25 protein-coding genes and 1 pseudogene are annotated in these 25,627 nt (G+C 59.4%); 16 read left to right on the top strand and 10 right to left on the bottom strand.

The features are described 5' to 3' along the window. Nucleotides 1–140: 140 nt before the first annotated feature. From QCBJ_RS29685 to QCBJ_RS29645, 9 genes and pseudogenes are all read left to right on the top strand, one after another. A complete protein-coding gene (locus tag QCBJ_RS29685; RefSeq protein ID WP_015885796.1) occupies nt 141–521 on the top strand; it encodes a response regulator in 381 nt (126 codons plus the stop codon). Nucleotides 522–716: 195 nt separating this feature from the next. Beyond that, on the top strand, nt 717–1,331 hold the full coding sequence (locus tag QCBJ_RS29680) for a biliverdin-producing heme oxygenase (RefSeq protein ID WP_102062165.1): 615 nt from the start codon (nt 717–719) through the stop codon (nt 1,329–1,331). Next, entirely contained in the window at nt 1,328–3,571 is a 2,244-nt protein-coding gene (locus QCBJ_RS29675; RefSeq protein ID WP_093543341.1) for an ATP-binding protein, read from the top strand. Before QCBJ_RS29680 ends, QCBJ_RS29675 begins: the two co-directional genes overlap by 4 nt. A gap of 286 nt (nt 3,572–3,857) precedes the next feature. Further along, nucleotides 3,858–4,007, top strand: a pseudogene (locus QCBJ_RS30540) (VacJ family lipoprotein); the annotation flags it as partial. A 130-nt stretch (nt 4,008–4,137) separates the two neighbouring features. Beyond that, nucleotides 4,138–4,344, top strand: coding sequence for a hypothetical protein (locus QCBJ_RS29665; RefSeq protein WP_102062164.1), 207 nt, complete (start codon nt 4,138–4,140; stop codon nt 4,342–4,344). A gap of 111 nt (nt 4,345–4,455) precedes the next feature. Then, nucleotides 4,456–6,345: an alkaline phosphatase D family protein gene (locus tag QCBJ_RS29660; RefSeq protein WP_102062163.1), complete on the top strand. Its 1,890-nt coding sequence runs from the start codon at nt 4,456–4,458 to the stop codon at nt 6,343–6,345. Nucleotides 6,346–6,537: 192 nt separating this feature from the next. Continuing rightward, nucleotides 6,538–6,879, top strand: a complete 342-nt coding sequence (locus QCBJ_RS29655) for a type II toxin-antitoxin system RelE/ParE family toxin (RefSeq protein WP_015885801.1) — start codon at nt 6,538–6,540, stop codon at nt 6,877–6,879. Nucleotides 6,880–6,889: 10 nt separating this feature from the next. Continuing rightward, the gene (locus QCBJ_RS29650; RefSeq protein ID WP_015885802.1) at nt 6,890–7,198 is read left to right on the top strand and encodes a helix-turn-helix transcriptional regulator; all 309 of its coding nucleotides are present in this window, start codon (nt 6,890–6,892) and stop codon (nt 7,196–7,198) included. A gap of 192 nt (nt 7,199–7,390) precedes the next feature. Further along, nucleotides 7,391–8,401, top strand: coding sequence for a sensor domain-containing diguanylate cyclase (locus QCBJ_RS29645; RefSeq protein WP_102062162.1), 1,011 nt, complete (start codon nt 7,391–7,393; stop codon nt 8,399–8,401). Between the two features lie 12 nt (nt 8,402–8,413). Here the strand turns inward: QCBJ_RS29645 and QCBJ_RS29640 are convergent, their stop codons facing one another. After that, entirely contained in the window at nt 8,414–9,442 is a 1,029-nt protein-coding gene (locus tag QCBJ_RS29640; RefSeq protein ID WP_046035205.1) for an amino acid ABC transporter substrate-binding protein, read from the bottom strand. Nucleotides 9,443–9,585: 143 nt separating this feature from the next. Here QCBJ_RS29640 and QCBJ_RS29635 point away from each other — a divergent pair, with 143 nt between their 5' ends. From QCBJ_RS29635 to QCBJ_RS29610, 6 genes are all read left to right on the top strand, one after another. Next, nucleotides 9,586–10,479 (top strand): LysR substrate-binding domain-containing protein, encoded by an 894-nt coding sequence (locus QCBJ_RS29635; RefSeq protein WP_043205867.1) that lies wholly within the window; start codon nt 9,586–9,588, stop codon nt 10,477–10,479. 89 nt (nt 10,480–10,568) lie between these two features. After that, entirely contained in the window at nt 10,569–11,822 is a 1,254-nt protein-coding gene (locus QCBJ_RS29630) for an aspartate aminotransferase family protein (protein WP_064055168.1), read from the top strand. Nucleotides 11,823–12,107: 285 nt separating this feature from the next. Next, nucleotides 12,108–12,362, top strand: a complete 255-nt coding sequence (locus QCBJ_RS29625) for a type II toxin-antitoxin system Phd/YefM family antitoxin (RefSeq protein WP_043205868.1) — start codon at nt 12,108–12,110, stop codon at nt 12,360–12,362. Beyond that, entirely contained in the window at nt 12,359–12,613 is a 255-nt protein-coding gene (locus QCBJ_RS29620) for a Txe/YoeB family addiction module toxin (RefSeq protein WP_102062161.1), read from the top strand. The genes QCBJ_RS29625 and QCBJ_RS29620 overlap by 4 nt, the downstream gene beginning before the upstream one ends. A 53-nt stretch (nt 12,614–12,666) precedes the next feature. Beyond that, nucleotides 12,667–13,170, top strand: coding sequence for a DUF6622 family protein (locus QCBJ_RS29615; RefSeq protein ID WP_015885809.1), 504 nt, complete (start codon nt 12,667–12,669; stop codon nt 13,168–13,170). A gap of 70 nt (nt 13,171–13,240) precedes the next feature. After that, nucleotides 13,241–13,960, top strand: a complete 720-nt coding sequence (locus QCBJ_RS29610) for a hypothetical protein (RefSeq protein WP_093543355.1) — start codon at nt 13,241–13,243, stop codon at nt 13,958–13,960. A gap of 50 nt (nt 13,961–14,010) precedes the next feature. Here QCBJ_RS29610 and QCBJ_RS29605 read toward each other — a convergent pair whose 3' ends face one another. The 8 genes from QCBJ_RS29605 to hmpA form a co-directional block, all read right to left on the bottom strand. Beyond that, on the bottom strand, nt 14,011–15,105 hold the full coding sequence (locus QCBJ_RS29605) for a pyridoxal phosphate-dependent aminotransferase (protein ID WP_102062160.1): 1,095 nt from the start codon (nt 15,103–15,105) through the stop codon (nt 14,011–14,013). A 159-nt stretch (nt 15,106–15,264) separates the two neighbouring features. Further along, on the bottom strand, nt 15,265–16,152 hold the full coding sequence (cyoE, locus tag QCBJ_RS29600; RefSeq protein ID WP_015885812.1) for a heme o synthase: 888 nt from the start codon (nt 16,150–16,152) through the stop codon (nt 15,265–15,267). Between the two features lie 11 nt (nt 16,153–16,163). Further along, on the bottom strand, nt 16,164–16,505 hold the full coding sequence (gene cyoD, locus QCBJ_RS29595; RefSeq protein ID WP_010206434.1) for a cytochrome o ubiquinol oxidase subunit IV: 342 nt from the start codon (nt 16,503–16,505) through the stop codon (nt 16,164–16,166). Then, complete coding sequence (locus tag QCBJ_RS29590) at nt 16,505–17,131, bottom strand: cytochrome o ubiquinol oxidase subunit III (RefSeq protein ID WP_010206435.1); 627 nt, start codon at nt 17,129–17,131, stop codon at nt 16,505–16,507. Before QCBJ_RS29590 ends, cyoD begins: the two co-directional genes overlap by 1 nt. Nucleotides 17,132–17,134: 3 nt before the next feature. Further along, nucleotides 17,135–19,153, bottom strand: a complete 2,019-nt coding sequence (cyoB, locus tag QCBJ_RS29585) for a cytochrome o ubiquinol oxidase subunit I (RefSeq protein WP_015885813.1) — start codon at nt 19,151–19,153, stop codon at nt 17,135–17,137. 3 nt (nt 19,154–19,156) lie between these two features. After that, entirely contained in the window at nt 19,157–20,098 is a 942-nt protein-coding gene (gene cyoA / locus QCBJ_RS29580) for a ubiquinol oxidase subunit II (RefSeq protein WP_043205874.1), read from the bottom strand. A gap of 792 nt (nt 20,099–20,890) precedes the next feature. Further along, on the bottom strand, nt 20,891–21,397 hold the full coding sequence (locus QCBJ_RS29570) for a disulfide bond formation protein B (RefSeq protein WP_015885815.1): 507 nt from the start codon (nt 21,395–21,397) through the stop codon (nt 20,891–20,893). A 240-nt stretch (nt 21,398–21,637) separates the two neighbouring features. After that, nucleotides 21,638–22,819, bottom strand: a complete 1,182-nt coding sequence (gene hmpA / locus QCBJ_RS29565) for an NO-inducible flavohemoprotein (protein WP_102062159.1) — start codon at nt 22,817–22,819, stop codon at nt 21,638–21,640. Between the two features lie 147 nt (nt 22,820–22,966). Between hmpA and norR the strand changes: the two genes are divergently transcribed. Then, nucleotides 22,967–24,511, top strand: coding sequence for a nitric oxide reductase transcriptional regulator NorR (gene norR / locus QCBJ_RS29560; protein ID WP_093543361.1), 1,545 nt, complete (start codon nt 22,967–22,969; stop codon nt 24,509–24,511). Between the two features lie 102 nt (nt 24,512–24,613). Here the strand turns inward: norR and QCBJ_RS29555 are convergent, their stop codons facing one another. Further along, complete coding sequence (locus QCBJ_RS29555) at nt 24,614–25,516, bottom strand: DMT family transporter (protein ID WP_102062158.1); 903 nt, start codon at nt 25,514–25,516, stop codon at nt 24,614–24,616. Nucleotides 25,517–25,627 lie beyond the last annotated feature (111 nt).

Raw genomic sequence — 25,627 nt, 5'->3', positions numbered from 1 at the left:
TCCGCTGCGCTGCGCCGTTCGAGGAAACACTCTCTAAACCGCTCTAAAACGACCACCCATCGCCCCACAGACATCCAATCGAACCTATTCCAACCCATTCCACTCCACCTTACTGAACCCATGATGGAGGAGTAAGGATCATGGCTCAGCCATCGATTTTGGTACTGGAAGACGACGAAATCATTCGCGCGTTAATGGTGGATGTGCTGGAAGATTTCGGTGCAGTCGTCACGTCTTTTCCTTCGGCGGATGAGGGAATGATTTACCTGGAGCGGGCCGATGATCCGGTCGACCTGATTGTCAGCGATATCCAGATGCCTGGTTTACTCAATGGCTACGATTTGAGCCGCGTGGTTGCACACCGCTGGCCGTCGGTGCCGGTGCTGCTGACCTCCGGTAACACGAAAATTGCGTCGCAGCTGGGGGGGTCGGTGCGGTTTCTGCCCAAGCCGTGGAGCACTGAGCACTTGATTGAGTGTGTGCAAACAGCATTGACACAGCAAGGCATGTCCATGCATTGATAGCTTCGCGATATCACGCTTACCGAACTTCGTTGCAGGCTCGGAGGTCATTATTGATGCAAGGAGCGACTTTTCTGATCCGTCGGTCAGCCTTTTCGCCTTGTGCGCTCAGTTGCCGACGACGAGTTGTGTAGAATTGTCGCCCATTTCCATGCGTCATTCATGGCCGAGAGGCCCACAGTTCGAGCTCATTGAATGCATTCACAGGCCCCTGATGTCGGTGCGCCCTCAACGCTGGAAGCGCTGCGCACCGGTACGGCCCTGCTGCACGTGGCGCTGGAAAAGCGCTTGCCGTTTTTTTCCGAGCGTTTGGACGCCGGCTGGTATCAGCGCTTACTCCAGGCGTACTACGGCTTTTATGCGCCGATGGAAGCGGTACTGTACGACGGTGAGTTGATCCCCGAAGGCTTGGACCCGGTGATGCGGGTGAAAACGCCTACGCTGGTGAACGACCTTCACGCCCTTGGCCTGAATGACCGCGCTATCAACACCCTGCCCCGCTGCGCCAACCTGCCGCCCCTGGATACTCCCGCCGCCTGCCTGGGTGCCCTGTACGTGCTGGAAGGCGCGACCTTGGGTGGCCAGGTACTGCGCCGGGAAATGGCCGAGCGCCTGGACGTGAGCGGCGACAACGGCGGCGCGTTCCTCAACGTATACGGCGCCGAGACCGGCCGTCGCTGGAAAGAATTCCTTGATTACCTGGGCCGCCTGCCGCTGGACGCTCTCGCCAGACAGCACGCTGTGGACGCCGCCCGTTCGACATTCAGCTGCTTTGAGCAATGGCTCGACAGCCAGGAGGTACTGCTATGAAACCCGACGATTTTGAAGAGCTGCTTGCCAACTGTGCCGACGAGCCCATCCGCTTTCCAGGGGCGATCCAGCCCCACGGCGTGTTGCTGACGTTGTCGGAGCCGGACCTGAAGGTCATTCAGGTCAGCGCCAACATCGGCACCTTGTTCGGGCATGCGCCCGAAGCGCTGCTGAACCAGCCGCTGCACACCCTGGTGGGCACCGAACACGCCAAGGCCGTCGCCGCCATGGCCGAAAACAACACGTTTTTCGACGCCCCGCCGCTGCACGTCAGTTTTAACGGCGCGGAGTTCGAAGGCCTGCTGCATCGCCATCAAAACGTGCTGGTGCTCGAGTTCGAACCCCTGCTCAAGGATTTCCGCCCACGGGCGCTCAACGGTCGCACCAGCGACCTGGGCAAGATGCTGCAACGCCTGCAGTCGGCAAAAACCCTGCAAGCGCTGTACGAAATCAGCGTGAATGAAATCCAGGCCATGACCGGCTACGACCGTGTGCTGATCTATCGCTTCGAAGAGGAAGGCCACGGCCAGGTGATCGCCGAGGCGTCCGCGCCGTCCATGGAGCTGTTCAACGGACTCTTCTTCCCTGCGTCCGACATCCCGGAGCAAGCCCGCGAGCTGTATCGCACCAACTGGCTGCGCATCATCCCGAATGCGGCCTACGAGCCAGTACCCCTGCTACCCAAGCTGCGCCCGGACACCGGCCAGCCGCTGGACTTGAGTTTTGCCACCCTGCGCAGTGTGTCGCCGATTCACTGCCAGTACATGCAGAACATGGGCGTGTTGTCGTCCATGAGTATCTCGCTGATGAAGGGCGACAGACTCTGGGGCCTGATCAGCTGCGGCAACCGCCAGCCACTGTTGGTGCCTAACGACCTGCGCACCGCCTGCCAGACCATCGGCCAGGTACTGTCGTTGCAGATCAGCGCGATGGAAGCCCTGGACCTGAGCCGCCAGCGCGAGGAGAAAGTCGAGGCTTTGGCCCTGCTGGATCGGGCGATGAAGGCGTCGGAAGTGAATGTATTCGACGGCCTGGCACAGCAAGGTCAGTTGCTGATGGACCTGACGCTGTCCGGTGGCGTGGCGATCATCGAAGACAAGCAACTGCACCGCTACGGCAACTGCCCGGAACCGGCGCAGATCCGCGCGTTGCACAGGTGGCTGCAGGAGAGCGGCGAGCCGGTGTTTTCCAGCCATAACCTGGCGTCGGTCTACCCGCCGGCGGTGGAGTTCCAACAGATAGCCAGTGGTGTATTGGCCATGAGCTTGCCCAAGCCCGTGGATAACGGCGTGCTGTGGTTCCGCCCGGAAGTGAAAGAGAACATCAACTGGAGCGGTGACCCGACAAAGCCGCTGGACCTGGAAAATTCCGACGCCGGCCTGCGCCTTCGCCCACGCACCTCGTTTGAAATCTGGAAGGTAGAAATGGCCGGCATCTCCACCAAGTGGAGCCATGGCGACCTGTTTGCGGCCAACGACCTGCGCCGCTCCGCGCTGGAAAACGACCTGGCGCGCCAGGTGCAACGTGAGCAACAAGCCGTGCGTGCGCGTGATGAGCTGGTGGCGGTGGTGTCCCATGACTTGCGCAACCCGATGACCGTGATTTCCATGCTCTGCGGCATGATGCAAAAAGCCTTCAGTTCCGATGGCCCACATACTTCGCGGCGGATTTCCTCGGCCATCGACACCATGCAACAGGCCGCCGCGCGCATGAACGTGCTGCTGGAAGACTTGCTCGACACCTCGAAAATCGAGGCCGGACGCTATGTGGTCAAGCCGGTAGCGCTGGACGTGAGCCAGATGTTCGAAGAGGCCTACTCGTTGCTCGCACCGCTGGCGATGGAGAAAGGCATCGACCTGTCGTTCAACGCCGAGCCTGGGCTGCAGATCAATGGCGACCCCGAGCGCCTGTTCCAGGTGCTGTCGAACCTGATCGGCAACGCCATCAAGTTCACGCCGCGTCAGGGCAATATCGGCATCAGCGCCATGAGCAATGGCGAAGAAATTGTCTTCTCGGTACGCGATTCCGGCGAAGGGATTGCGCCGGAACAACTGCCGCATGTGTTTGATCGCTACTGGACCCAGACGGAAAACAACCCGACCGGTAGTGGGCTGGGGCTGTACATCACGCAAGGTATCGTCCAGGCCCATGGCGGCAAGATCGTTGCCGAGAGTGAAGTGGGTCGGGGGAGTGAGTTTCGGTTTACGGTGCCGAGGGTCATCGAAGACTCGTATACCTGACGCGGTAAGAATGTAAGGTTTGCGTGGGAGCCGGGGTTGCCCGCGATGGGCATAGGTATCTACACCACGCTGGGTACGGCGCTGGACCTGTGGCGAGGGAGCTTGCTCCCGTGGCGGCCTGACAGCTGACCTGGATGTTGGATCGGACCGGGTACATATCTGTTATTTAGGTAACGGCCACTATGGGTTCCGCTTTTACAGCGGCTCACTTTTGAAGAGCGCAAAAGTAAGCAAAACGCTCTTGCCCCAACACTCGGCACCTCGCTCACGCTCGGTGTGCCCGTAATCCGACAGCCTGCAAAAGCTACCGGATTACTACAGCGCGTTACGCAATGTGGTGGCGGAAAATCGGCTGGCCTTTGTGCAGGAGGGTAAAGAAGGCGCGACCTCTCCCGGGCTGGACGGCTGCGCGAAGGGCCGCGCGGATGACTTCTGATTCGAACCCCGCAGGGCAGTCATATCTTGCAGCAGCGTGTTTATAGCCGACCCGCTTTGGCCTCTATAAGTTTGGCCTCACTTCGCTCCGACAGGCGAAGTAACCCTCTGCTCAATAGAAGGAAACATCCATGCTTAGCGCTATCAACCACCCACTGGGCAATATTCAATACCCTCCCCTGCAGCAGGATGATGCAGAGCCCCAGCGCAAGAAGCGCAGCGCTGATGCAATGCACACGCAACCGTACGCTGCCGACGCCCCCCACACAGCAGCCAACGACCGGCCCCGCAAGAACGGCGGCGGGCTAGACAGCCTGGGTCAGGGCAACATCCTTTAAACCGCCTGATGCGAAGGGCAGTGCACGGCCCTTCGTACTCGCCCTTAACAAAACCATGACATTCACTGGATTAATCTTGCTGGTTCTATCCAGTCTGGAATCCATAACTGCATGCCGCACACCGATACACTGCCCGCCGTACTGGCCGGCCCACTGCTGCGACGCCTTGAACCCCGGCGCCTGGTTATGTGGCTGGTGGGAAGTCGAACACTGGCGTTGACGCTGAAGCTGCACCTGCCCGCGCAGACGGTGGAGATAAACCTCGACCAGTGCCAGGTCATCCCCGTGGGGCGCCATGCCTTTATCCACCTGATCGATGTGCCGTTGAGCGATGCCCTGCCCCTCGACGTGGTCATCAGCTACGACCTGTTGTTCGACAACACCGGCATCGCCGACTGGGCACCGCACCTGCTGTACGCCGACGCCCAACTGCCCAGTTTCGTTTTGCACAGCCGTATCCATCAGTTGGTGCACGGCTCCTGCCGCAAACCCCATCACAGCGCCGACGAAGGCCTGCTGTGCGTCGACCGCCTGCTGGCCGACGCCCGTACCCCGGCCGACCGCCCCGCCCTGCTGATGATGAGTGGCGACCAAGTCTACGCCGACGATGTCGCCGGCCCGATGCTACGGGCGATACATGCGTTGATCACACGCTTGGGCCTCTTCGACGAATACCTGGAGGGCGCCGTGGTGGATGACAGCGCCAGCCTCTATGGGCATCGCGCCAGTTATTACCATCGCGCCGACTTGCTGCCCGCACTGGACAGCAACGAAACTCTGCGCGAGCGGTTTTTTGGTGGCGTGAAAAAACCGATCTTCACCAGCAGCACCGCCGACAATCACCTGGTGACCTTCGCTGAAGTCATCGCGATGTACTTGCTGGTGTGGTCGCCCACGCCTTGGACGCTGATCGCACCGCAGACGCCGCAACTGAACACAGAAGAACAGCAGCGCTATGCCCGCGAACAGGTGCAGGTCGATACATTCCGCGACGGCCTGCCGGGCGTTGCGCGGGTCTTCGCCCACCTGTCCACCTTGATGATCTTTGACGATCACGACATCACCGACGACTGGAACCTCAGCGCACAGTGGGAAGAAACCGCCTACGGTCACCCGTTCTCCAAACGCATCATCGGCAACGCCCTGCTGGCCTATCTGCTGTGCCAGGGCTGGGGCAACCAGCCGGATGTGTTTGACGGGCTGATAAAGCAAAGCCAGGCGCTCACCCACCAGCCCCAGGCCAACCACCTGGATGCCGCCGCGCAAAATGAATTGCTCGAAGCGCTGCTCACGTTCCAGCACTGGCACTACGTACTGCCCACCACCCCTGCGCTGGTGGTGCTCGACACCCGCACCCGCCGCTGGCGCAGCGAGTTCACCTTCAAGCAACCTTCCGGCCTGCTCGACTGGGAAGCCTTGAGCGAACTGCAACAGGAACTGCTCGACCACCCTTCGGCCATCATCGTCTCGCCCGCGCCGATCTTTGGCGTCAAGTTGATCGAGACGGTGCAGAAAATCTTCAGCTGGTGCGGCCACCCCTTGCTGGTGGACGCAGAAAACTGGATGGCCCATCGCGGCGCAGCCCAGGTGATCCTCAATATATTCCGCCACTCGCGAACGCCGGGTAACTACGTGATCCTGTCAGGTGACGTGCATTACTCGTTCGTCTACGAAGTGCTGATCCGCCATCGCAACGCCGGTCCCCGGATCTGGCAGATCACCAGCAGTGGCATCAAGAACGAATTCCCTCCACGCCTGCTGGAATGGTTCGACCGCCTCAACCGCTGGCTCTACTCGCCGCGCTCGCCCCTCAACTGGTTCACCCGCCGACGCACCATGCAGGTGGTGCCGCATATTCCGGAACATGCCGAAGCGGGCGAACGATTATGGAATTCGGCGGGGATTGGCCAGGTGTTTTTCAACCAACAAGGCCAGCCTGAAGCGATTTACCAGCACAACGCGGATGGCAAGGCGCCGACGAGGATGGTGGCGCCGAAGTAACCCTTCCCACAGATATGAAAGCATGTTCACGCCAAGCTTGTGGAAATTTCACAAGCATCTGTTTTAGTTGAATTTATTTGAAAAAATTCAACCCCGTCTTCATTCAAAAAAAGTGCCAGGCTCTGACCTCTCCTCGCGATAAGCCTTATCAATCGCCGATGGTCAAATGAACCTTTTTTGGTACACTCTCCAGTGAACGACCTACATTTCGTGCTGAACGTTGTTTTCTATCGAACCGATGCGGGTAACGAGCCGGTACGCGAATGGTTAATGGAGCTACCTAGGGAAGCCAGAAAACTCATAGGTATCGACATCAAATCCGTCCAGATCGGATGGCCGCAGGGAATGCCTCTGGTTCGAAAGCTGGAGCACCGGCTTTGGGAGGTCAGAACCGATCTTGGGAGGCATATCGCACGGGTGATTTTTACGCTGGTTGACGGTGAGATCGTGCTGCTGCACGGCTTCATTAAAAAGAGCCAGAAAACGCCTGTGGTAGAGCTGGATACCGCGCGGCGTCGTAAAAACAAGCTATGAGGAAAACCACATGAACAAACATATCGGTTCCAACTTCGACGATTTTCTCAACGACGACGGGCTCATTGAGGAAGTATCCGCCGGAGCGTTGAAACGTGTTATCGCCTGGCAGTTGGCTGAAGCGATGAAGGCGCAGAAAATCAGCAAAAAAGCGCTGGCTGAACGTATGCATACCAGCCGCACCGCCGTAGATCGCGCACTCGATCAGAACGATGCAGGCATGACCTTGGCCACTCTGGCAAGTGCAGCACGGGCACTGGGCCAACGGGTAGAAGTTCGGCTTGTACCTGATTCAGACGCAAGGCCCTCGATAAACTGAAACACTGCGTGACCCTTGGATATCGGGAAACACGTTCTACAAAAATGCAGCAATAGCCAAAAGCCATCAACCTTTAGCCGTACATCTGCCCTATTCAAAGCATCCAAGCCCCGTTGTACAGTAGCGCCAGCCACGGAGTATCGGCGTCAACAATGGCAGGCCTTGACGGCTGCCCACGCAAGGAATGCGCAGATGGACGATACCTCCGACAACACTCCGTTGAGGCAAGATTTCTCTCACTTCAACGCCGACATGCTGCACACCGTTCTGGAGTTGGTCAGCGATGGAATCTGGGATTGGAACGCCAATACCGGGTTCGTCTACCGCAACCCAGGGTGGTACGAAATGCTCGGCTATCCCCGCCATGCGCTGGAGAACAGCGTGTTCACCTGGGAAAACGTGATTCACCCGGAGGACTATCCTCAGGTGATGAAGCTGTTTGACGACTACATTCACCGTCGGGCGCCCCACTATCAAGCCGAGTACCGTTGCCGCAAAAAAGATGGCAGCTACCTGTGGATCGAAGACCGGGGCTACGTGATTGCCCGTAATGCTGACGGCTCCGTGGCGCGCATGGTGGGCGCCCACCGCGATATTCATCTCAGAAAATGTTCCGTCGAACAGTTGGAACGACGCAATCAATCCCTCGAAGCGCTGGTGGCAGAACGCACGCACGAGCTGTCGCGGGTCAATCAGCAGTTGCAACTTCAGTTGGACGAGAACCGCTCAATGGCCGAGCGGGATGCACTGACCCTCGTCGCCAATCGCTATCGCCTGGAAAAAGTGCTGCTGGAAGAATGTGACCGTGCCCAGCGCTTTCGCCTGCCGCTTTCAATGATTGCGATGGATATCGATGATTTCAAGCCGATCAATGACCGTTACGGTCATGGCGTGGGCGACCAGACGCTGGTACGGGTGGTGGAATGCCTGGAACATGCTATTCGCCCCGATGACCTGCTGGCCCGCTGGGGTGGCGATGAGTTTGTGCTGGTCCTGCCAAAGACCTCGCTGGAGGTTGCAACGGCATTGGCAGAGCGCATTCGGCAAACGTTGAAGAACCTCCCGAGTGATGACGTCAAGGTCACCCTGAGCCTGGGCGTGGCCCAGCGAAAAACGCATGAAGCCCCCGCCGCCCTGATGATGCGCGCCGACCAGGCGCTGTATCGCGCAAAGGCTGCGGGAAAGGACGGGGTGTCGGTGTAACACCCCGCAAGGCTATCGAACCGGCGGCGCGTACTGGATGCCGCCGTTGTTCCACAGCGCATTGAGCCCGCGCTTGATCTTCAGCACGCTGCCCTGGCCGATATTGCGCTCGAACACTTCGCCATAGTTGCCCACTTGCTTGACGATCTGCACCACCCAGTCCTTGCGCAGTTTCAGGTCTTTACCGTATTCGCCGTCGGCACCCAGCAAGCGTGCAATGTCAGGGTTCTTGGTGGTCTTGGCCTGCTCTTCGACGTTCTGCGAGGTGATGCCCATTTCCTCGGCATTGAGCATGGCGAACAGGGTCCACTTGACGATGCTGAACCACTCGTCATCGCCTTTACGCACCAGCGGCCCCAACGGCTCCTTGGAGATCACTTCCGGCAGCACCACGAACTCGTCCGGATGGGCCATCTTGATGCGCTGGGCGTACAGGCCCGACTGGTCGGTGGTCAGCACGTCACACCGCCCGGCCTCCAGGCCCTTGGCGCTTTCGTCGGCCGTGTCGAAGGTGATCGGCGTGTACTTCATGCCATTGGTACGGAAGTAATCGGAGACATTGAGTTCGGTGGTGGTACCCGCCTGGATGCACACGGTCGCGCCGTCCAATTGCTTGGCACCGGTGACGCCCAACTTGTTGTTCACCAGAAAGCCGATGCCGTCGTAGTAAGTCACACCGGTAAACACCAGGCCCATGCCCGAGTCACGGGAGCTGGTCCACGTGGTGTTGCGTGAGATCACGTCGATCTCACCGGACTGCAGCGCGGTGAAGCGCTCCTTGGCGGTCAACTGGGTAAACTTCACTTTCGATGCATCGCCGAAGACCGCCGCCGCCACCGCGTGGCACACGTCCACATCGATGCCAGTCATCTTGCCATTGCTGTCCGGTACGCCGAAGCCCGGCAGCCCGTCACTGACGCCGCATTGGATGAAGCCTTTTTTCTGGATGGCGTCCAAGGTCACGCCTGCCTGAGCGGTGCTCGCCAGGCCAAGGGCCGCGGTGGCGCCGATCGCGGCCAACGTCGTTTTGAATGGGTTCATGCAAGGCTCTCCCTGTCATTCCTTATTATTCGGCGCCCCACAGCCCGCGCCGGTTTATAGTGCTGCCGGGCAGTATCAACGGCTTATACCACTGCCACAAACGACCTTTAGGCAAAGGCTCCTTCCGATTTGGAATGAACTGCATGATTTCAAAACGCTTGACCCCTTCGATGACGGCCCTGCAGTGCTTCGAAGCCGCCGCCCGCCATTTAAGCTTCACCCGCGCCGCCGAAGAGCTGCACCTGACCCAGAGTGCCGTGAGCAAGCAGGTGGCGCAGTTGGAGGAGATGCTCTGCCACAACTTGTTCGAACGGGTGCGCCAGCGCTTGTACCTGTCGCCGGCGGGGTCGCTGTACCTCGCCGAAGTGCACAAGATCCTGACCCAGGTGGACATCTCCAGCCGCTATATCCTCACCTACGGCGGCGAAACCGAAGTGCTGCGCATCGCCACCCAACCGACCTTCGGCGACCGTTGGCTGGTGCCCAAGCTCAAGGATTTTGCGGCGAAACATCCGAACATTCACTTGGATGTGCGCAACGAGCTGGAGCCTTTTGACGTGTTGCAGGCCAAGGCCGATATCGCGTTTTTCTTCGGCCAGGGCTCATGGCCGGGGGCGACTTGCATCGAGCTGTTCCGTGAGGCGGTGGTGCCGGTGTGTGCACCGGGGTTTGTCCCCGAGGGCAGCGATGCTTCGTCGCGCCACACCTTGCTGCAATGCACCTCGCGCCCGGAGGCCTGGCACGAATGGTTCCTGGAACAGGGCCTGCATTCGCAGAACAGCTACCACGGGCCGCGTTTTGACACGTTCTACATGTGCATTCGCGCGGCGCAATCGGGTTATGGCGTGGCGTTGGTGCCGCAGTACCTGGTGGCCGAAGAACTGGCCCAGGGCAGCCTGATGATTCCGTGGGACTACGCGATGCCCAGCAGCGGCGCGCACTTTATCGCGCATGCCGAACATGCCGGTGAGATTCCCAAGGTGAACGCTTTCCTGAACTGGATGGTGGAATACACCCAAGCACATCCCGACTTTTAATAATGACCCGGCGATTTTATTTCGTTTGCGACAAGGGCGGGCACCCGGCTTAGATAAAAACAAACCCGTCACTGCCGAGTCCCCGATTCATGAGCCGCGAAACCATCAGCCAGTCGATTTCCATCGTTCACCCCATCAGCCTCAGCCACGGTAAAAACGCCGAGGTCTGGGACACTTCGGGCAAACGCTATATCGATTTTGTCGGCGGTATCGGCGTGCTCAACCTCGGCCATTGTCACCCTGGCGTGGTCGAGGCAATTCGTGAACAGGCGACCCGGCTGACCCATTACGCGTTCAACGCCGCGCCTCACACGCCCTACCTCGAGCTGATGGATCGCCTGACGGCGTTCATCCCGGTGGACTACGCGGTCAGCGGCATGCTCACCAACAGCGGCGCGGAAGCGGCGGAAAACGCGCTGAAGATTGTGCGCGGCGCCACCGGCCGTACGGCGGTGATCGCCTTTGACGGCGCCTTCCATGGCCGGACCCTGGCCACGCTCAACCTCAACGGCAAGGTGGCGCCCTACAAACAAAAGGTCGGTGTACTGCCGGGCCCGGTGTATCACCTACCCTACCCCAGCGCCGACAACGGCGTGACCTGCGCCGAAGCGCTGAAGGCCATGGACCGTTTGTTCAGCGTGGAAATCGACGTCAACGACGTAGCGTGTTTCATCATCGAGCCGGTGCAGGGCGAAGGGGGTTTCCTTGCGCTGGACATCGCGTTCGCCCAGGCCCTGCGGCGCTTCTGCGATGCGCACGACATCCTGCTGATTGCCGATGAAATCCAGTCGGGTTTTGGTCGTACCGGCCAGCGTTTCGCGTTCTCGCGCCTGGGTATCGAACCGGACTTGATCCTGTTGGGTAAAAGCATCGCAGGCGGTGTGCCGCTGGGCGCAGTCGTCGGACGCAAGGCGCTGATGGACAACCTGCCCAAAGGCGGCCTGGGCGGAACCTATTCCGGCAACCCCATCGCCTGTGCGGCGGCCTTGGCCACGCTGGATGCAATGACCGATGAGCACCTGAAAACCTGGGGTTCACAACAGGAAGAGGCCATCGTCCGCCGTTATGAAACCTGGCGCGCACAGGGCCTGACACCCTACCTCGGCCGGCTCACCGGCGTCGGCGCCATGCGCGGTATCGAGCTGGCCAACGCCGATGGCACCCCAGCGCCAAAACAGCTGGCTCAATTATTGAGCCTGGCGCGGGACGCCGGGTTGCTGCTGATGCCCAGCGGCAAGGCGCGGCACATCATCCGTTTGCTGGCCCCGCTGACCATCGAGCCGGCGGTGCTGGAGGAAGGCCTGGATATCCTCGAGGCCTGCTTCAAGCAGTTGGACTCGTAACGCGCATCCACGGGTTGGCCTGTCCTTGACCTTGCCGGGGACGTCCGGGCTCGCTTGCCCCGAGAAATACGCCGCCACGTCCACCGCACCCTGGCTGGGTGCAGGTCAGTGGTCGCTTTTATAGGTTCATCAGGCCAGTATGTTTCAACGGGTTCAGCGAAAAGGGCCGTTGATAGGGGTCAGGACGAATCGATGGCAAAAACTTGCACTTGACCATTGATAAGATGCCGTTTGAAGACATGTACGTATTTCTGTACGTTTCAACCATCGAACGAGGACGCCATCATGGAAACCATCAACTACACCAACGCCCGCGCCCATCTTTCCGAAACGATGGATCGGGTTAACGAAGACCACGTACCACTGCTGGTAACACGGCAAAAAGGTGAGCCGGTGGTGATGATTTCGTTGTCAGAGTTCAATGCGCTTGAAGAGACGGCCTATCTGCTGCGCTCGCCTAAAAATGCCGAACGCCTCATCAACTCAGTCAACAGCCTGCAAGCTGGCAAAGCCAAGCCAAGGCGGTTGATTGAAGAATGAACATACCCTTTACCCCTGAGGGCTGGGACGACTACCTCTGGTTTCAACAAAACGATAAGGCCGGGCTCAAGCGTATCAATTTGCTGATCAAGGCCATCCAGAGAGATCCGTTTGATGGGGTTGGAAAACCTGAACCCCTCAAGCACCACCTGAGTGGTTTCTGGTCGCGGCGGATTACAGCAGAGCATCGTCTCGTATATGGAATAGAAGAGAATGAGGTACAGATTCTGATGTGCCGCTATCACTACTAACAACCTGCTCAGACCGATCTGAAATTGCCCAATGCAGCGCAAGGAAGCATTCGATGCTTGATATCCTCCAAGGCACGCCCGTTTGGGTTTACGCCATCTACCTGTGGGTCTGCTACTACGGCATCAAGGCCTGCCTGGGCGGCCGCGAGAATCGTCGCTCGCTGGTGATCTTGCCGGTGGTGCTGGTGGTGTGGTCGCTGATGTCGCTGGCGCCTTCAATCTTGTCGAGCGGCGCCTGGGGCGGCGGCGCGGCTCTGGGCAGCCTGGTGGGCATGCTGCTGTTCAATGCGCAAGGCGCCCGGCTGGATGCCAATGGCGAAACCCTGGTGTTGCCAGGCACCTGGAAGACCCTGCTGATCTCACAGTTGTTCTTTGCGGTGAAGTATTACTTCGGCTACCAACAGGCGGTACATCCGTTGCTGCTCAGCACGCCGTCGATGCTGATGACGCTGGGCGGCGTATCGGGCTTTACCGTGGGCCTGTTTTGCGGACGGGCAATCCGGTTGCAACGGACGCTGACGGCATTGCGTCGGGACAAGGGCATTGTGCTGCCTTGACCTGATCCCCCTGCGCGCTGAAAATGCGCGACGCTTTTTTGTCCTCGTTTACTGAAGTAGTGAAATTTCAATGTCCGATTCTTACACCGAAAAATCCGCCCCCGAAGAATCCGTAGTCGCCTTGCAGTCCAAAGCCGAGTACGAAAACGCCATCAATCTTTCACAGCATGTGCCGGCCGCCAAGATCATCAGCGAGATGGTGCTGGACGCTTTCCACACCTCCAAGGAAAGCGACCAGATCCGCGAGCTGCGCGTGGCGATCCGCCAGGCCCACGACGCCTTCGACGACGACAAGGCCTATGACCTGATGGGCCAGCTCAAGCAACTCAAGGATGCAGAAGCCGCGGACAACGCCGCCCTGGAAAACCTGAGCAGCCAGTTTTCCATCAGTCGCATCCTGTCCAGCTTCAAGGACGACCCCGAGTTTCAGGAGTTGGTCTACGGTTTGGCGTTGAAGGTGCTGAACCAGAGCCACCAGGCCATCAGCAACCCGAGCGCCGGCAAGAGCAAGGCGTCACGGCCCAAGAAAGAAGCCGAGGTGTTTGTGATCAGCAAGGATGGCATCAGTGTCACCCTACCGTTGCGCACGCCGCGCTCGAAGCTGAACGTTGACCGTGAGGCGTTCGAGTTTTTGGGCTTCAGCTTTGTGGGTGAAGGCGATGAAGCGGAGCTGGAGGTGGAGAGCTTTGTGGATAACGCCGGCGCCGAGCAGCCGTTGAGCCGCAAGAGCGTGATCACTGCGTTGCAGCAGCAGACGGCGTTTGAGGGGTACAGCATCGCGCAGCAGTAACTGACACCATGGAGTAACTGTGGGAGCCCCCTCCCACAGCTTGAATTGTGTCAGTTGATCGGTTCGATCTGCGCCGCAAACACTTCGCGAAACCGCTCCATCTCCCGCTTGTTCCCTACTGTCACCCGCACCCACTGCGGCCAGTCTTTCCACACCCGTCCGATCAGCACGCCTTGCGCGGCCAGTTTCTCGATCACCTGCGCCGCCGGTTGTTTCACGTCGATCATGAAACAGTTCGCCTGGGAGGCCGTGCAGGTGAACCCACGCCCTTTCAGCCAGGCTACCGTCTCGTCGCGCAGTTGGTTATTGAGCGCCTTGCGTTGCGGCAGCAGTTTCACATCTTCAAGGCTGGCGAGGCCGCCAAGCAGGGTACAGCCCGCCGGGACGTTGTCGCCGCCAAACACGGCCAGCCGCTCCAACAGCGCCGGGTGGCCGATCGCCAAGCCCAGGCGGGCGCCGGCCATGCCATAGATTTTCGAGAAGGTGCGCAGCACCAGCAGGTCGTCGTGGTCCTTGACCCAACTGACGACGCTGGGCACGTCGGCGAAGTCGATATAGGCCTCGTCCACCACCAGCACGCTGCCTTTGGGTTTATCCGCCAAGGCCTGGCGGATGGCGTCGATGGGGGTCACGGTGCCCGTGGGGTTGTTGGGGTTGCACAGGTAGAGCATGCCGGCCTGTGGATCGGCGGCGAGCATGGCCGGGATGTCGTGGGCGTGGTCGGCGTTCAGGCTGACCTCCTTCACCGGCGCTCTACTCGATTCGGCGGCCTGGCGCGGCACTTCGTAAGACGGCGTGGGCATTACCAGGCCGCGGGTTTCGCTGGTGAATGCCAGCACGGCATAACGCAACGCGGCCATCGAGCCTGCGAAAACGGCCACTTGCTCCTCGGCAATGCCTTGCTGCTGGGCAAACAACCCGGCCAGGGCGTACATGTGTTTGTAGGGATAACGCCCGGACGTGGCGATCCCTTGCTGCATTGCGTCACGGGCGGCGCGTGAGGGCCCGTAGGGGCTTTCGTTGTAGTTGAGCAGCACCTTATCAGTCTTGGTCGGCGGTGGGCTGGCAACGGCCCAATCCAAGCGCCCCAGCAGTGGCAGGGCTGCGCCCAGGGCGAGAAGGGACCGGCGACTGACGGTGACCATAGGGCTACTCCTTGTAAAGACGTCCTTGTAGACGGGTGATGGATTCGCACAACTCGTACAGAGGGGTATGACGAGATAAACCTGCGCAGATTTAAACCCGCGTCCAAGAAAAAGCCCCGCGCTTCTCTCGAAGGCGGGGCTTTTTCACTGCCAGACCACTCAGTGAGCGTAGGTCAGCAACAGCTCTTTCGGCACTTGGAAATCCAGGGACATCATCACGCTGAGCGCGGTGATGGTGAAGATCGAGAACACGAACAGCTTGCGGGCCCAGACGGTGTCGTCCACCGCCTTGTAGCCGGTCCAGGCCATGTACAACCAGTACATGCCCATGGCCGCCGCGACGGCGAGGTAGCTCATGCCGGCGTAGCCACTGAAGGTCAACATCAAGGTCGCCACGAGGAAGGCCAGGATGTACAGCAGGATGTGTTTCTTGGCGACCTGGATGCCACGCTTGACCGGCAATACCGGAATCGACGCAGCCAGGTAGTCGTTGAAACGGAAGATCGCGATGGCGTAGGAATGCGGCATCTGCCACAGGCTGAACATCACCAGCAGCACCAGCGCAGCCATGTCGAAGCTATTGGTCACAGCCACATAACCAATCACCGGCGGCATCGCCCCCGACAGGCTGCCCACCAGCGTGCCGTGAACCGACTTGCGCTTGAGGTACAGGCTGTAGAGGCCGACGTAGATGACAAAGCCGATAACGGCAAACAACGCCGCCAACGGGTTGGCCACCTTGTACAACAACACCACGCCGGCAACACCCAGGACGGTCGCGAAGATCAGTGCCAGCTTCAGGGAGATCAGGCCCTGGACCAGCACGCGATTCTTGGTGCGCTCCATCTTGATGTCGATGTCGCGGTCGATGCAGTTGTTGAATACACAACCGGAAGCTACCACCAGGGACGTACCGATCATCGCAGCCAGGAAGATGGCCAGATCGACATGTCCCTGGGAGGCCAGGAAGAAACCGCCCGCCACAGAAAGCACGTTACCGAAAATGATCCCCGGTTTGGTGATTTGGATAAAGTGCTTAAGCGACATCGGGTCTTACCTCACTTCGCCATCATGAACGTATGGATGCTGAACATGATCCATATCGACAGGCCAACCAGCAGCAGGATTACTAAGCCTGCGAACACGAACGCAATCACGTTATCGCGCTGCTCTTTAGAGCGGTCCAAGTGCAGGAAGTACACCAGGTGAACCAGCACCTGAATCACCGCGAACGCCAGTACGATCATCAAGGTGATCGACTTCGGCAGGGTCGGGTACATCACCAGACCGAACGGGATGAGCGTCAGGATTACCGACAGGATGAAGCCGATAGCGTAAGACTTAACGCTGCCGTGGCTCGCATCATGGCTGTCATGGTCATGGGAGTGTGCATTAGCCATTACAGAGTCCCCATCAGGTAAACAACGGTGAAGACGCAGATCCAGACCACGTCCAGGAAGTGCCAGAACAGGCTCAGGCAGCTCAGGCGAGTCTTGTTGGTGTTGGTCAGGCCGTGTTTATTGACCTGATACATCATCACCGCCATCCACAGCAGGCCGGCCGTTACGTGCAGACCGTGGGTGCCGACCAGCGTGAAGAACGCCGACAGGAAACCGGAACGGTGCGGGCCGTAGCCTTCGGAGATCAGCAGGTGGAACTCGTTGATCTCCATGCCGATGAAGCCCAGGCCGAACAGGAAGGTCAGTGCCAACCAGCTCAGTACGCCTTTTTTGTTGCCCTTGTAGAAGGCCAACATGGCGAAGCCGTAGGTGATCGAACTGAACAACAGCAAGGCAGTTTCGCCGAGCACGTAAGGCAGTTCGAAGATGTCGTGGCCCGACGGGCCACCCGCTACGTTGTTTACCAGTACCGCGTACACCGCGAAGATCGACGCAAACAAGATGCAGTCGGTCATCAGGTAGAGCCAGAAACCGAAAACGGTCATCGGCCCCGAGTCGTGGTGATGGTCATCGTGCCCATGGTCATCGACATGGGCGTGTCCAGCATTGGTCACTAAGTTCGACATGGTTTAAGCCTGTTCCAACGAGGTTTCTACACGGTTGGCCGGGATTTTCTTCTCGGCGACCAGGCGAGCGTGTTGCTCGGCTTCGATGCGTTCGATCGTTTCGACCGGCACCATGTAGCCTTGATCATCACGTGCAGCGTGGACGATGAAGTAACCGATGGTGCCCACCAGGCCCACGATTGCCAGCCACCAGATGTGCCAGATCATCGCGAAACCGAACACGGTCAACAGCGCACCCATCACCACGCCAGTGGCGGTGTTGTTTGGCATGTGGATCGGTTCGTAGTGCTTAGGACGCTGGTACGCAGTACCGTCTTCCTTGGCTTCGGTGAACGCATCAATGGTGTTCGCAGTCGGGATCACGGCGAAGTTGTAGAACGGTGGTGGCGACGAGGTCGACCATTCCAGGGTGTGGCCATTCCATGGGTCGCCGGAGTCGCAAGCGTTCTGCTTACGGTCACGGATGCTCACGTACAGCTGGATCAACTGGCAGGCGATACCCACAGCGATCATGATTGCACCGAACATGGCGACGTACAGGTACGGCACCCACTCAGGGTTGGTGGTGGCGTTCAGACGACGGGTCATGCCCATGAAGCCCAGTGCATAGAGCGGCATGAACGCGACGAAGAAGCCCGAGATCCAGAACCAGAATGCAGCCTTGCCCCAGCCTTCGTGCAGCTTGAAGCCGAACGCTTTCGGGAAGTAGAAGCTGAAACCAGCGATGTAACCGAATACCGCACCACCGATGATCACGTTGTGGAAGTGAGCGATCACGAACAGGCTGTTGTGCAGGACGAAGTCAGCACCCGGGATGGCCAGCAGTACGCCGGTCATGCCGCCGATGGCGAAGGTCACCATGAAGCCCAGGGTCCACAGGACCTGGCTGGTCATGCGCAGACGGCCGTGGTAGATGGTGAACAGCCAGTTGAATAGCTTCACCCCCGTCGGGATGGAAATCAGCATCGTCGCCAGGCCGAAGAAGGCGTTGACGCTGGCCCCCGAACCCATGGTGAAGAAGTGGTGCAGCCACACCATGAAGCCCAGTACGGAGATTGCGCCCGATGCGTAAACCATCGAGTGGTGACCGAACAGGCGCTTGCCGGTAAAGGTCGAGATCACTTCGGAGAAGATACCGAACGCTGGCAGGATCAGGATGTACACCTCAGGGTGACCCCATGCCCAGAACAGGTTCACGTACATCATTGGATTGCCACCAAGTTCGTTGGTGAAAATGTGGAAATCCAGGTAACGGTCAAGCGACAGCAGCGCCATGGTAGCGGCCAGGATCGGGAACGAAGCCACGATCAGGACGTTGGCCCAGGTGCAGGTCCAGGTGAAGATCGGCATGTCCATCAGTTTCATGCCAGGGGCGCGCATTTTCAGGACGGTGGCCAGGAAGTTGACCCCCGTCAGTGTCGTCCCGAGTCCTGATAACTGTAGCGCCCAGATGTAGTAGTCCACACCCACGCCAGGGCTGTATTGCAGGCCCGACAATGGCGGATACGCAACCCAACCGGTCTTGGCGAATTCGCCGACACCCAGGGACACGTTGATCAGCACAACGCCGGAAACCAGCAGCCAGAAGCTCAGGGAGTTCAGGAACGGGTAGGCAACGTCACGGGCGCCAATCTGCAGCGGCAAGGCAAGGTTCATCAGGCCGGTGAAGAATGGCATCGCCATGAAGATGATCATGATCACACCGTGGGCGGTGAAGATCTGGTCATAGTGTTCAGGTGGCAGGTAGCCAGGCGAACCCTCGGTGGCCATGGCCAACTGGGTACGCATCATGATGGCGTCGGCAAAACCACGCAGCAGCATGACCATGGCCACGATGACGTACATGACACCGATTTTCTTGTGGTCGACCGACGTCAACCACTCGGTCCACAGGTAGGTCCACTTCTTGAAATAAGTGATTGCTGCAAACAGTGCCAGACCACCCAGCGCGATCATGGCGATGGTAATCATCACAATCGGCTCGTGGAACGGGACCGCATCCCAACTTAATTTACCAAACATCGTTTACTCCTCTGCCCCAGCAGTTGAATGCGAGCCCGTGTCAGAACCTTCAACCGCGGCCACTTCTTTCTTCTCGTGCTTGACCGGCTTGCCTGGTTTCATGCCTTCGTACTTGTCGACGATTTTCTGAAACAGGTTCGGCTCATACGTGGAGTACAGGGCGACTGGGTTGTTCTGGCTTGGTTTGGTCAGGGCGTCGTATTCAGCTTGATCAAGCTGTTTAGGTGCGGCCTTGACTTCGGCTACCCAGGCGTTGAAATCTTCCTGGCTCGTCGAGATGGCTTTGAATTTCATGCCGGTGAAGCCAGCGCCGCTGTAGTTCGCGGAGATGCCTTCCATTTCAGCTTTTTCGTTGGCGATCAGGTGCAGTCGGGTCTGCATGCCTGCCATCGCGTAGATCTGACCGCCCAGGGCAGGGATGAAGAACGAGTTCATCACGGCGTCGGAGGTGATCCGGAAATTAAGCGGGGTGTTTTCCGGGAAGCGGATCTGGTTAACGGTGGCGATACCCAGGTCCGGGTAGATGAACAGCCACTTCCAGTCCAGCGCGACCACTTCGATGTTGATCGGCTTGACGTCGGACTCCAGCGGACGGTACGGGTCCAGCTCGTGGGTCGACTTATAGGTGATGTAACCCAGGGCGATGATGATGAGGATCGGAACCAGCCACACCGCGATTTCGATCTTGGTGGAGTGCGACCACTTCGGCGCGTAGGTCGCGTTGGTGTTCGACGCGCGGTATTTCCAGGCGAAGGCGAAGGTCATGATGATCACAGGCACCACGACCAACAGCATCAGCAGGGTGGCGGTGATGATCAGGTTTCGTTGATCCAGACCGATCTGTCCTTTTGGGTCCATCAAGGTCCACTTGCAGCCTCCCAGCATTAACATCATGCCCAGCAGCGGCAAAAAGCCTAGTAATCGGGGGTACCTGTTTTTACTCATCTCACGACCTCTAAAGCAGCTTGCGCAATGCAGTTGGGTTTTGATCGCCAACACTTCACCCTGCCAAGGGTTGGCATTTCTCTTCGATTGAATAAGAGCCTGCCCGTCACGCCATAACTGTACGTTTCACGGACCTGCGGTGAGTTCTTATTCGATTTCGTGGTTAAAGGCCTTGTTACAGACCAATTCCATTTGGTGCGGATAGTTGAAAGGCTGCCGGAACCTTGGGGTCGCACAGAGCCATCCATCTGCCCCTCGACCGCTCCAGTGCTCAAATATTGAACAGCACAGGACATTCAGTGCGGGCGATTGTAGTTAGCTAGCGATGTATAAACCATGTCTTATAAAGAAATAATTTTTATCGATTACAGCAATAATCCTTCACCATTATTGCAACGGTTCGCGATCTTATCGCGTTCAATTCTCAACAAAAACCACAAAAATTGCCGTGTTATAGGGCAATCCGCCACAGCCCTTACAGCGCGTAAGGGCATGCCAAACCGATGCAACCCCCCATAAAACAAGGCATTCGGACATCACCGAATCGCTGGTTCGGCGTGAGGTGCGTGGCATTGGCGCAACCACAAACTGACAGCACATCTTGGCCGCTTGATGCAAATTTAAGCAGCCGTTTGGCCGGTCAGAAACGTCCTGCGGACGCTTCCGTGTGACAACATGTCGCACGCTGCGCGCACCTGAAATTGTCCGGCGTCACGTTCTGTTCACAAATCCCCACAAGCAAAAACGCCCCGGCCTTCCGTTAAGAAAGACCGGGGCGTTTGGGTGATGGGCTCAGGCTGTGTGCTGGCGATTCCGGTAGATACCCAGCGGTACCAGGATCACCGTCAGCACGAAGGCGACCAATGCCCACTGCGCCAGCGACAGGCCGAGTACGGGTGGATAAGGGGTACTGCAGAAGCCGTCGACCTGGAAGCCCAGGGGAAACACCTTGGCCAGGGGCAGGTCATCGACAATCGGTTGCAGCACATCGATGCCGCAGCTCACCTGAGGGAAGAACTGGGTGTACACATGATGGCCGGCGGCGGCCACCCCGCCGAGGGCGCTGAGTATCACCAGGCCTTCAAACAGCGTGAGGGCGCCTTTGGTGCGCATGGCTGCGCCGATGAACGCGAAGATCGCGATCAACAGCAAGGCGTAGCGTTGCAGGATGCACAGCGGGCATGGGGCCTCGCCCAGTACAACCTGCATGTAGAGCGCACCGCCGATCAGCGCCAGGCAGATGATGCCCAGCAACACCAGAAAGCGCCGCTCCCTGCCTAAACGCAATTCGTCACTCATCTCCGTTTCCCTTTGCCTGATTATGGTTGTGGCGTATGGCCGCAAGTTTACACACAGGGAGTGGTTTAAACAGAGGGGGTTAACGGGGGATTAATCATGGGAAATGTTGTGGCGGACCTGTGGCGAGGGCGCTTGCTCCCGTTGGACCGGGCTGGCGCTCCAGTGCGCAGCGCTCCCATCTTTTTTGGGCCGCTTCGCAGCCCAACGGGAGCAAGCTCCCTCGCCACAGGTTATGTGTACCTATTCCAAGGCCGCCGCTGGGCCGAAGAATTCATAGCGGCTTTGTTTTTCGGGGACACCCAAGGCTTTGAGGTGGCGTTTGATCGCGGCCATGAAGCCTTTAGGGCCGAGGAAGTAGGCATCGATGTCGCGCTGCTCGGGCAACCAGGCGGCCAGTTGTTCCTGGCTCAGCAGGCCGACGTTGTCCGCTGCGGGGCTCACGCCGTCGTCTTCGGCGTAGCAGTAGTAACGCTTGAGTTGCGGGTGCTGGGCCGCCAGGGCATCCACCCAGTCGCGGAACGCATGCACGGCGCCATTACGTGCGCAGTGGATAAAGTGCACCGGGCGCTCAGTGGCCAAGGCGGCTTCGAGCATCGGCAAGGTCGGCGTGATGCCTACCCCGCCGCTGATCAGCACCAACGGTTTGTCGCTGGCCGCCAGGGTGAACTCGCCCGACGGCGGGAACAGGTCGATGGTCGCCCCGACGTGCAGTTGGTCGTGCAGGTAGTTGGACACCCGACCACCCGCTTCGCGCTTGACGCTGATGCGGTACTGGCCCGCATCGGTCAGGGCCGACAGCGAATAGTTGCGGCGTACTTCTTCACCCTCCAGCACCAGCTTCATGCCGATGTACTGGCCAGGCGCGGCGGCGAGGACCGGGGCGTTATCCACCGGGGCGAAATAGAAGGAGGTGATTTCAGCACTCTCCTCCACGCGCTTGACCAGCGTGAACGGCCGCGCACCGCGCCAGCCGCCGGGGGCCTGGGCTTTCTCTTCATAGATCGCCGCCTCGGCGCCAATCAGGATATCCGCCAATTGGCCGTAGGCTGCACCCCAGGCATTCATCACCTCGGGGGTCGCGATCTCGCTGCCGAGCACTTCGGAAATGGCGCGCAGCAGGCAGGCGCCGACGATCGGGTAGTGCTCCGGCAGGATCTGCAGCGCCACGTGCTTGTTGATGATCTTGGCCACCAAATCGCCAAGCTGGTCCAACTGGTCGATATGCCGCGCGTACATCAACACGCCGTTGGCCAGGGCGCGAGGTTGGTCGCCGCTCGCCTGGTGCGCCTGGTTAAACAGCGGGCGAACCTCCGGGTACTCAGAGAGCATCATGCGGTAGAAATGGGTGATCAGCGCTTCGCCACCGCTTTCCAGCAAGGGCACGGTGGATTTGACGATGGCACGGTCTTGGGCACTAAGCATGGGAGCCTCCTGGGCTTCTTCACTGATTACCCTGACGCACTCAGTATTCGTGCCAACTTATAAACCAATATTTTTCAATGAGTTAAATGACTGGTAGTCAATATGACTTCCTACAATATATAGTCATAAGGACTACAAGGAGTCATTATGACTGCGAAATCACTGCTCACCACCCTGCTGCCCTTGGTCGCCGACCTGTCCCGCGAACTGCCCGAAGGCGAGCGTTACCGCCGCCTGCTGCAAGCCATGCGCGCCCTGCTGCCCTGCGACGCCGCCGCGCTGTTGCGCCTGGACGGCGACTCGCTGGTGCCGCTCGCCGTCGACGGTTTGAGCGCCGATACCCTGGGCCGGCGCTTCAAGGTCAGTGAACATCCGCGCTTCGCCGTATTGCTGAGCAGCCCCGGCCCCACGCGCTTCGACAGCGACAGCGAATTGCCCGACCCCTACGACGGCCTGGTCGATGGCCTGCACGGCCACTTGGAAGTGCACGACTGCATGGGCTGCCCACTGTTCGTCGACGACCATCCCTGGGGCTTGCTGACCCTGGACGCGCTCGACACCGAACGTTTCGAACGCGTTGAGCTGGATGCCCTGCAAGCCTTCGCCAGCCTCGCCGCCGCCACCGTCAACGTCGCCGAGCGCATCGAGCGCCTGGCCCTGCGTGCCGAAGACGAACACCAGCGTGCCGAGATCTACCGCCAGGCCAGCGGCCAGCAGCACAAGGAAATGATCGGGCAGAGCAAAACCCACAAACGCCTGGTGGAGGAAATCAAGTGGGTGGGCGGCAGCGACCTCACCGTGCTGATCACTGGTGAAACCGGCGTGGGCAAGGAACTGGTGGCCCAGGCCATTCACGCCGCCTCACATCGCGCGGACAAACCGCTGATCAGCCTCAACTGCGCCGCCCTGCCGGAAACCCTGGTGGAAAGCGAGCTGTTCGGCCATGTACGCGGCGCCTTTACCGGTGCGCTGAACGAACGCCGGGGCAAGTTCGAGTTGGCCAATGGCGGCACGCTGTTCCTGGATGAAGTGGGCGAGCTGTCATTGACGGTACAGGCCAAGCTGCTGCGGGTGCTGCAAAGCGGCCAGTTGCAGCGCCTGGGGTCGGACAAGGAGCATCAGGTGGATGTGCGCTTGATCGCCGCCACCAACCGCGACCTCGCTGACGAAGTACGCAACGGCCGCTACCGCGCCGACTTCTACCACCGCCTCAGTGTGTACCCGCTGCAAGTGCCGGCGCTGCGCGAGCGCGGGCGCGATGTGTTGCTGCTGGCCGGTTTTTTCCTTGAACAGAACCGCTCACGCATGGGCCTGGGCAGCCTGCGCCTGACCAGCGATGCCCAGGCGGCACTATTGGCCTATAACTGGCCAGGCAACGTACGAGAGCTGGAACATTTGATCGGACGCAGCGCGCTGAAAGCCCTCGGCAACTGTCGCGAGCGTCCGAAGATTCTCAGCCTGAGTGCACAGGACCTCGACCTGCCCGATATCAGCGCGCCGGTGGTCGAAGCGCCGGTCGACACCGGCCTCGCCGTCACCGGCGACCTGCGCCAGGCCACGGAGCAATACCAACGCCAGGTCATCAGCGCCTGCCTGGAACGCCATCAGCACAACTGGGCCAGCGCCGCTCGCGAACTGGGCTTGGACCGCGCCAACCTCGGCCGCATGGCCAAGCGCCTGGGGATGAAATAAAAGGATCCCCTCCTCTAAATGGGGGCTTGCCTGCGATAGCGGTGAACCAATCAAAGATAAGGCGGCTGACACACCGCCATCGGGGGCAAGCCCCCTCCCACACTAGACAGCCTTCGCCTCGAAAACCGGGCTCGTAACCTTAGGCTTACGAAACACCAACACATTCCCGACCATCACCAGCACCAACCCCGCCAACGCCGGCGCGGTCCACTGATACCCCTCGGCAAACGCCGACACATTCAACGCCACCACCGGGAACAGCACCGTGCAATACGCAGCACGCTCCGGCCCCATGCGCCCCACCAGCGTCAGGTACGCCGTGAACCCGATCACCGACCCTGGAATCACCAAGTACCACAACGCCGCGACATACCGCGCACTCCAGTCCATCTCGAACGGGATCCCGCGCACCGCGCAATACGTTGCCAACATCGCCGCGCCATACGCCATGCCCCAGGCATTGGTGGTCAACGGCCGGAGCCCAGCCTTCTGCTGCAGACTCGAGAGCATATTGCCGGCCGAGAAACACATCGTTCCCAACAATGCCAAGCCCAGGCCAAGCAGGGTCTGCGGGCTAGCGGTATGCCCCACCACTTCCGGCCAGAACAACAAGCCCAACCCGGCCAACCCCAGGCCGCCGCCCATCAACACATTACGCGCGACCCGCTGGCCGAAAAACACCCGGGCATTGAGTGCGTTCCACAACGTGGCCGTGGAAAACACCACCGCCACCAGGCCGCTGGGGATCCATTGGCTGGCGGTCAGGAAGCACATGAAGTTAACGCAGAACAGGCACAAGCCCTGGGCGACGCAGATCAGGTGCCCGCGGCGGTTCATCACCTGCAACTTGCGGCTCAGCAGCAACAGTGCAAACAGCACCAGCGCCGCCAGGCCGAAGCGATACACGATGGACACAGGAATCGCCACCACGCCCAGCTGCCATTTGAGGGCAATCCAGGTAGTGCCCCAGATCAGCACGGTGAGTAAGTAGAGGGAAAGGTTCATGAGGGGCTCCGGTGATTGAACCCCAGTGTCACCCTGCTCCCGCGGAAGGGTCTTGCACAATCTTGCGCTTTTGTCGGGCAGCGGGAGCACAGCGCCAGCATCGCGGAGTAG

This window comes from Pseudomonas sp. QC2, from assembly GCF_002859085.1.
GTDB classification, from domain to species: domain Bacteria; phylum Pseudomonadota; class Gammaproteobacteria; order Pseudomonadales; family Pseudomonadaceae; genus Aquipseudomonas; species Aquipseudomonas petroselini.
This window is presented reverse-complemented; position numbering and strand designations above follow the sequence as displayed.

What these genes read in the sequence shown, in the direction of transcription:
- QCBJ_RS29625 (WP_043205868.1), top strand. Translation starts at nt 12,108, where the DNA reads ATGGAAACCATCAACTACACCAACGCCCGCGCCCATCTTTCCGAAACG.
- QCBJ_RS29570 (WP_015885815.1), bottom strand. Translation starts at nt 21,397, where the DNA reads ATGAGTGACGAATTGCGTTTAGGCAGGGAGCGGCGCTTTCTGGTGTTG.
- hmpA (WP_102062159.1), bottom strand. Translation starts at nt 22,819, where the DNA reads ATGCTTAGTGCCCAAGACCGTGCCATCGTCAAATCCACCGTGCCCTTG.
- QCBJ_RS29615 (WP_015885809.1), top strand. Translation starts at nt 12,667, where the DNA reads ATGCTTGATATCCTCCAAGGCACGCCCGTTTGGGTTTACGCCATCTAC.
- QCBJ_RS29665 (WP_102062164.1), top strand. Translation starts at nt 4,138, where the DNA reads ATGCTTAGCGCTATCAACCACCCACTGGGCAATATTCAATACCCTCCC.
- QCBJ_RS29680 (WP_102062165.1), top strand. Translation starts at nt 717, where the DNA reads ATGCATTCACAGGCCCCTGATGTCGGTGCGCCCTCAACGCTGGAAGCG.
- QCBJ_RS29635 (WP_043205867.1), top strand. Translation starts at nt 9,586, where the DNA reads ATGATTTCAAAACGCTTGACCCCTTCGATGACGGCCCTGCAGTGCTTC.
- QCBJ_RS29685 (WP_015885796.1), top strand. Translation starts at nt 141, where the DNA reads ATGGCTCAGCCATCGATTTTGGTACTGGAAGACGACGAAATCATTCGC.
- QCBJ_RS29675 (WP_093543341.1), top strand. Translation starts at nt 1,328, where the DNA reads ATGAAACCCGACGATTTTGAAGAGCTGCTTGCCAACTGTGCCGACGAG.
- cyoD (WP_010206434.1), bottom strand. Translation starts at nt 16,505, where the DNA reads ATGGCTAATGCACACTCCCATGACCATGACAGCCATGATGCGAGCCAC.
- QCBJ_RS29660 (WP_102062163.1), top strand. Translation starts at nt 4,456, where the DNA reads ATGCCGCACACCGATACACTGCCCGCCGTACTGGCCGGCCCACTGCTG.
- QCBJ_RS29605 (WP_102062160.1), bottom strand. Translation starts at nt 15,105, where the DNA reads ATGGTCACCGTCAGTCGCCGGTCCCTTCTCGCCCTGGGCGCAGCCCTG.
- QCBJ_RS29620 (WP_102062161.1), top strand. Translation starts at nt 12,359, where the DNA reads ATGAACATACCCTTTACCCCTGAGGGCTGGGACGACTACCTCTGGTTT.
- QCBJ_RS29645 (WP_102062162.1), top strand. Translation starts at nt 7,391, where the DNA reads ATGGACGATACCTCCGACAACACTCCGTTGAGGCAAGATTTCTCTCAC.
- QCBJ_RS29650 (WP_015885802.1), top strand. Translation starts at nt 6,890, where the DNA reads ATGAACAAACATATCGGTTCCAACTTCGACGATTTTCTCAACGACGAC.
- QCBJ_RS29630 (WP_064055168.1), top strand. Translation starts at nt 10,569, where the DNA reads ATGAGCCGCGAAACCATCAGCCAGTCGATTTCCATCGTTCACCCCATC.
- QCBJ_RS29555 (WP_102062158.1), bottom strand. Translation starts at nt 25,516, where the DNA reads ATGAACCTTTCCCTCTACTTACTCACCGTGCTGATCTGGGGCACTACC.
- norR (WP_093543361.1), top strand. Translation starts at nt 22,967, where the DNA reads ATGACTGCGAAATCACTGCTCACCACCCTGCTGCCCTTGGTCGCCGAC.
- QCBJ_RS29590 (WP_010206435.1), bottom strand. Translation starts at nt 17,131, where the DNA reads ATGTCGAACTTAGTGACCAATGCTGGACACGCCCATGTCGATGACCAT.
- QCBJ_RS29640 (WP_046035205.1), bottom strand. Translation starts at nt 9,442, where the DNA reads ATGAACCCATTCAAAACGACGTTGGCCGCGATCGGCGCCACCGCGGCC.
- cyoB (WP_015885813.1), bottom strand. Translation starts at nt 19,153, where the DNA reads ATGTTTGGTAAATTAAGTTGGGATGCGGTCCCGTTCCACGAGCCGATT.
- cyoE (WP_015885812.1), bottom strand. Translation starts at nt 16,152, where the DNA reads ATGTCGCTTAAGCACTTTATCCAAATCACCAAACCGGGGATCATTTTC.
- cyoA (WP_043205874.1), bottom strand. Translation starts at nt 20,098, where the DNA reads ATGAGTAAAAACAGGTACCCCCGATTACTAGGCTTTTTGCCGCTGCTG.
- QCBJ_RS29610 (WP_093543355.1), top strand. Translation starts at nt 13,241, where the DNA reads ATGTCCGATTCTTACACCGAAAAATCCGCCCCCGAAGAATCCGTAGTC.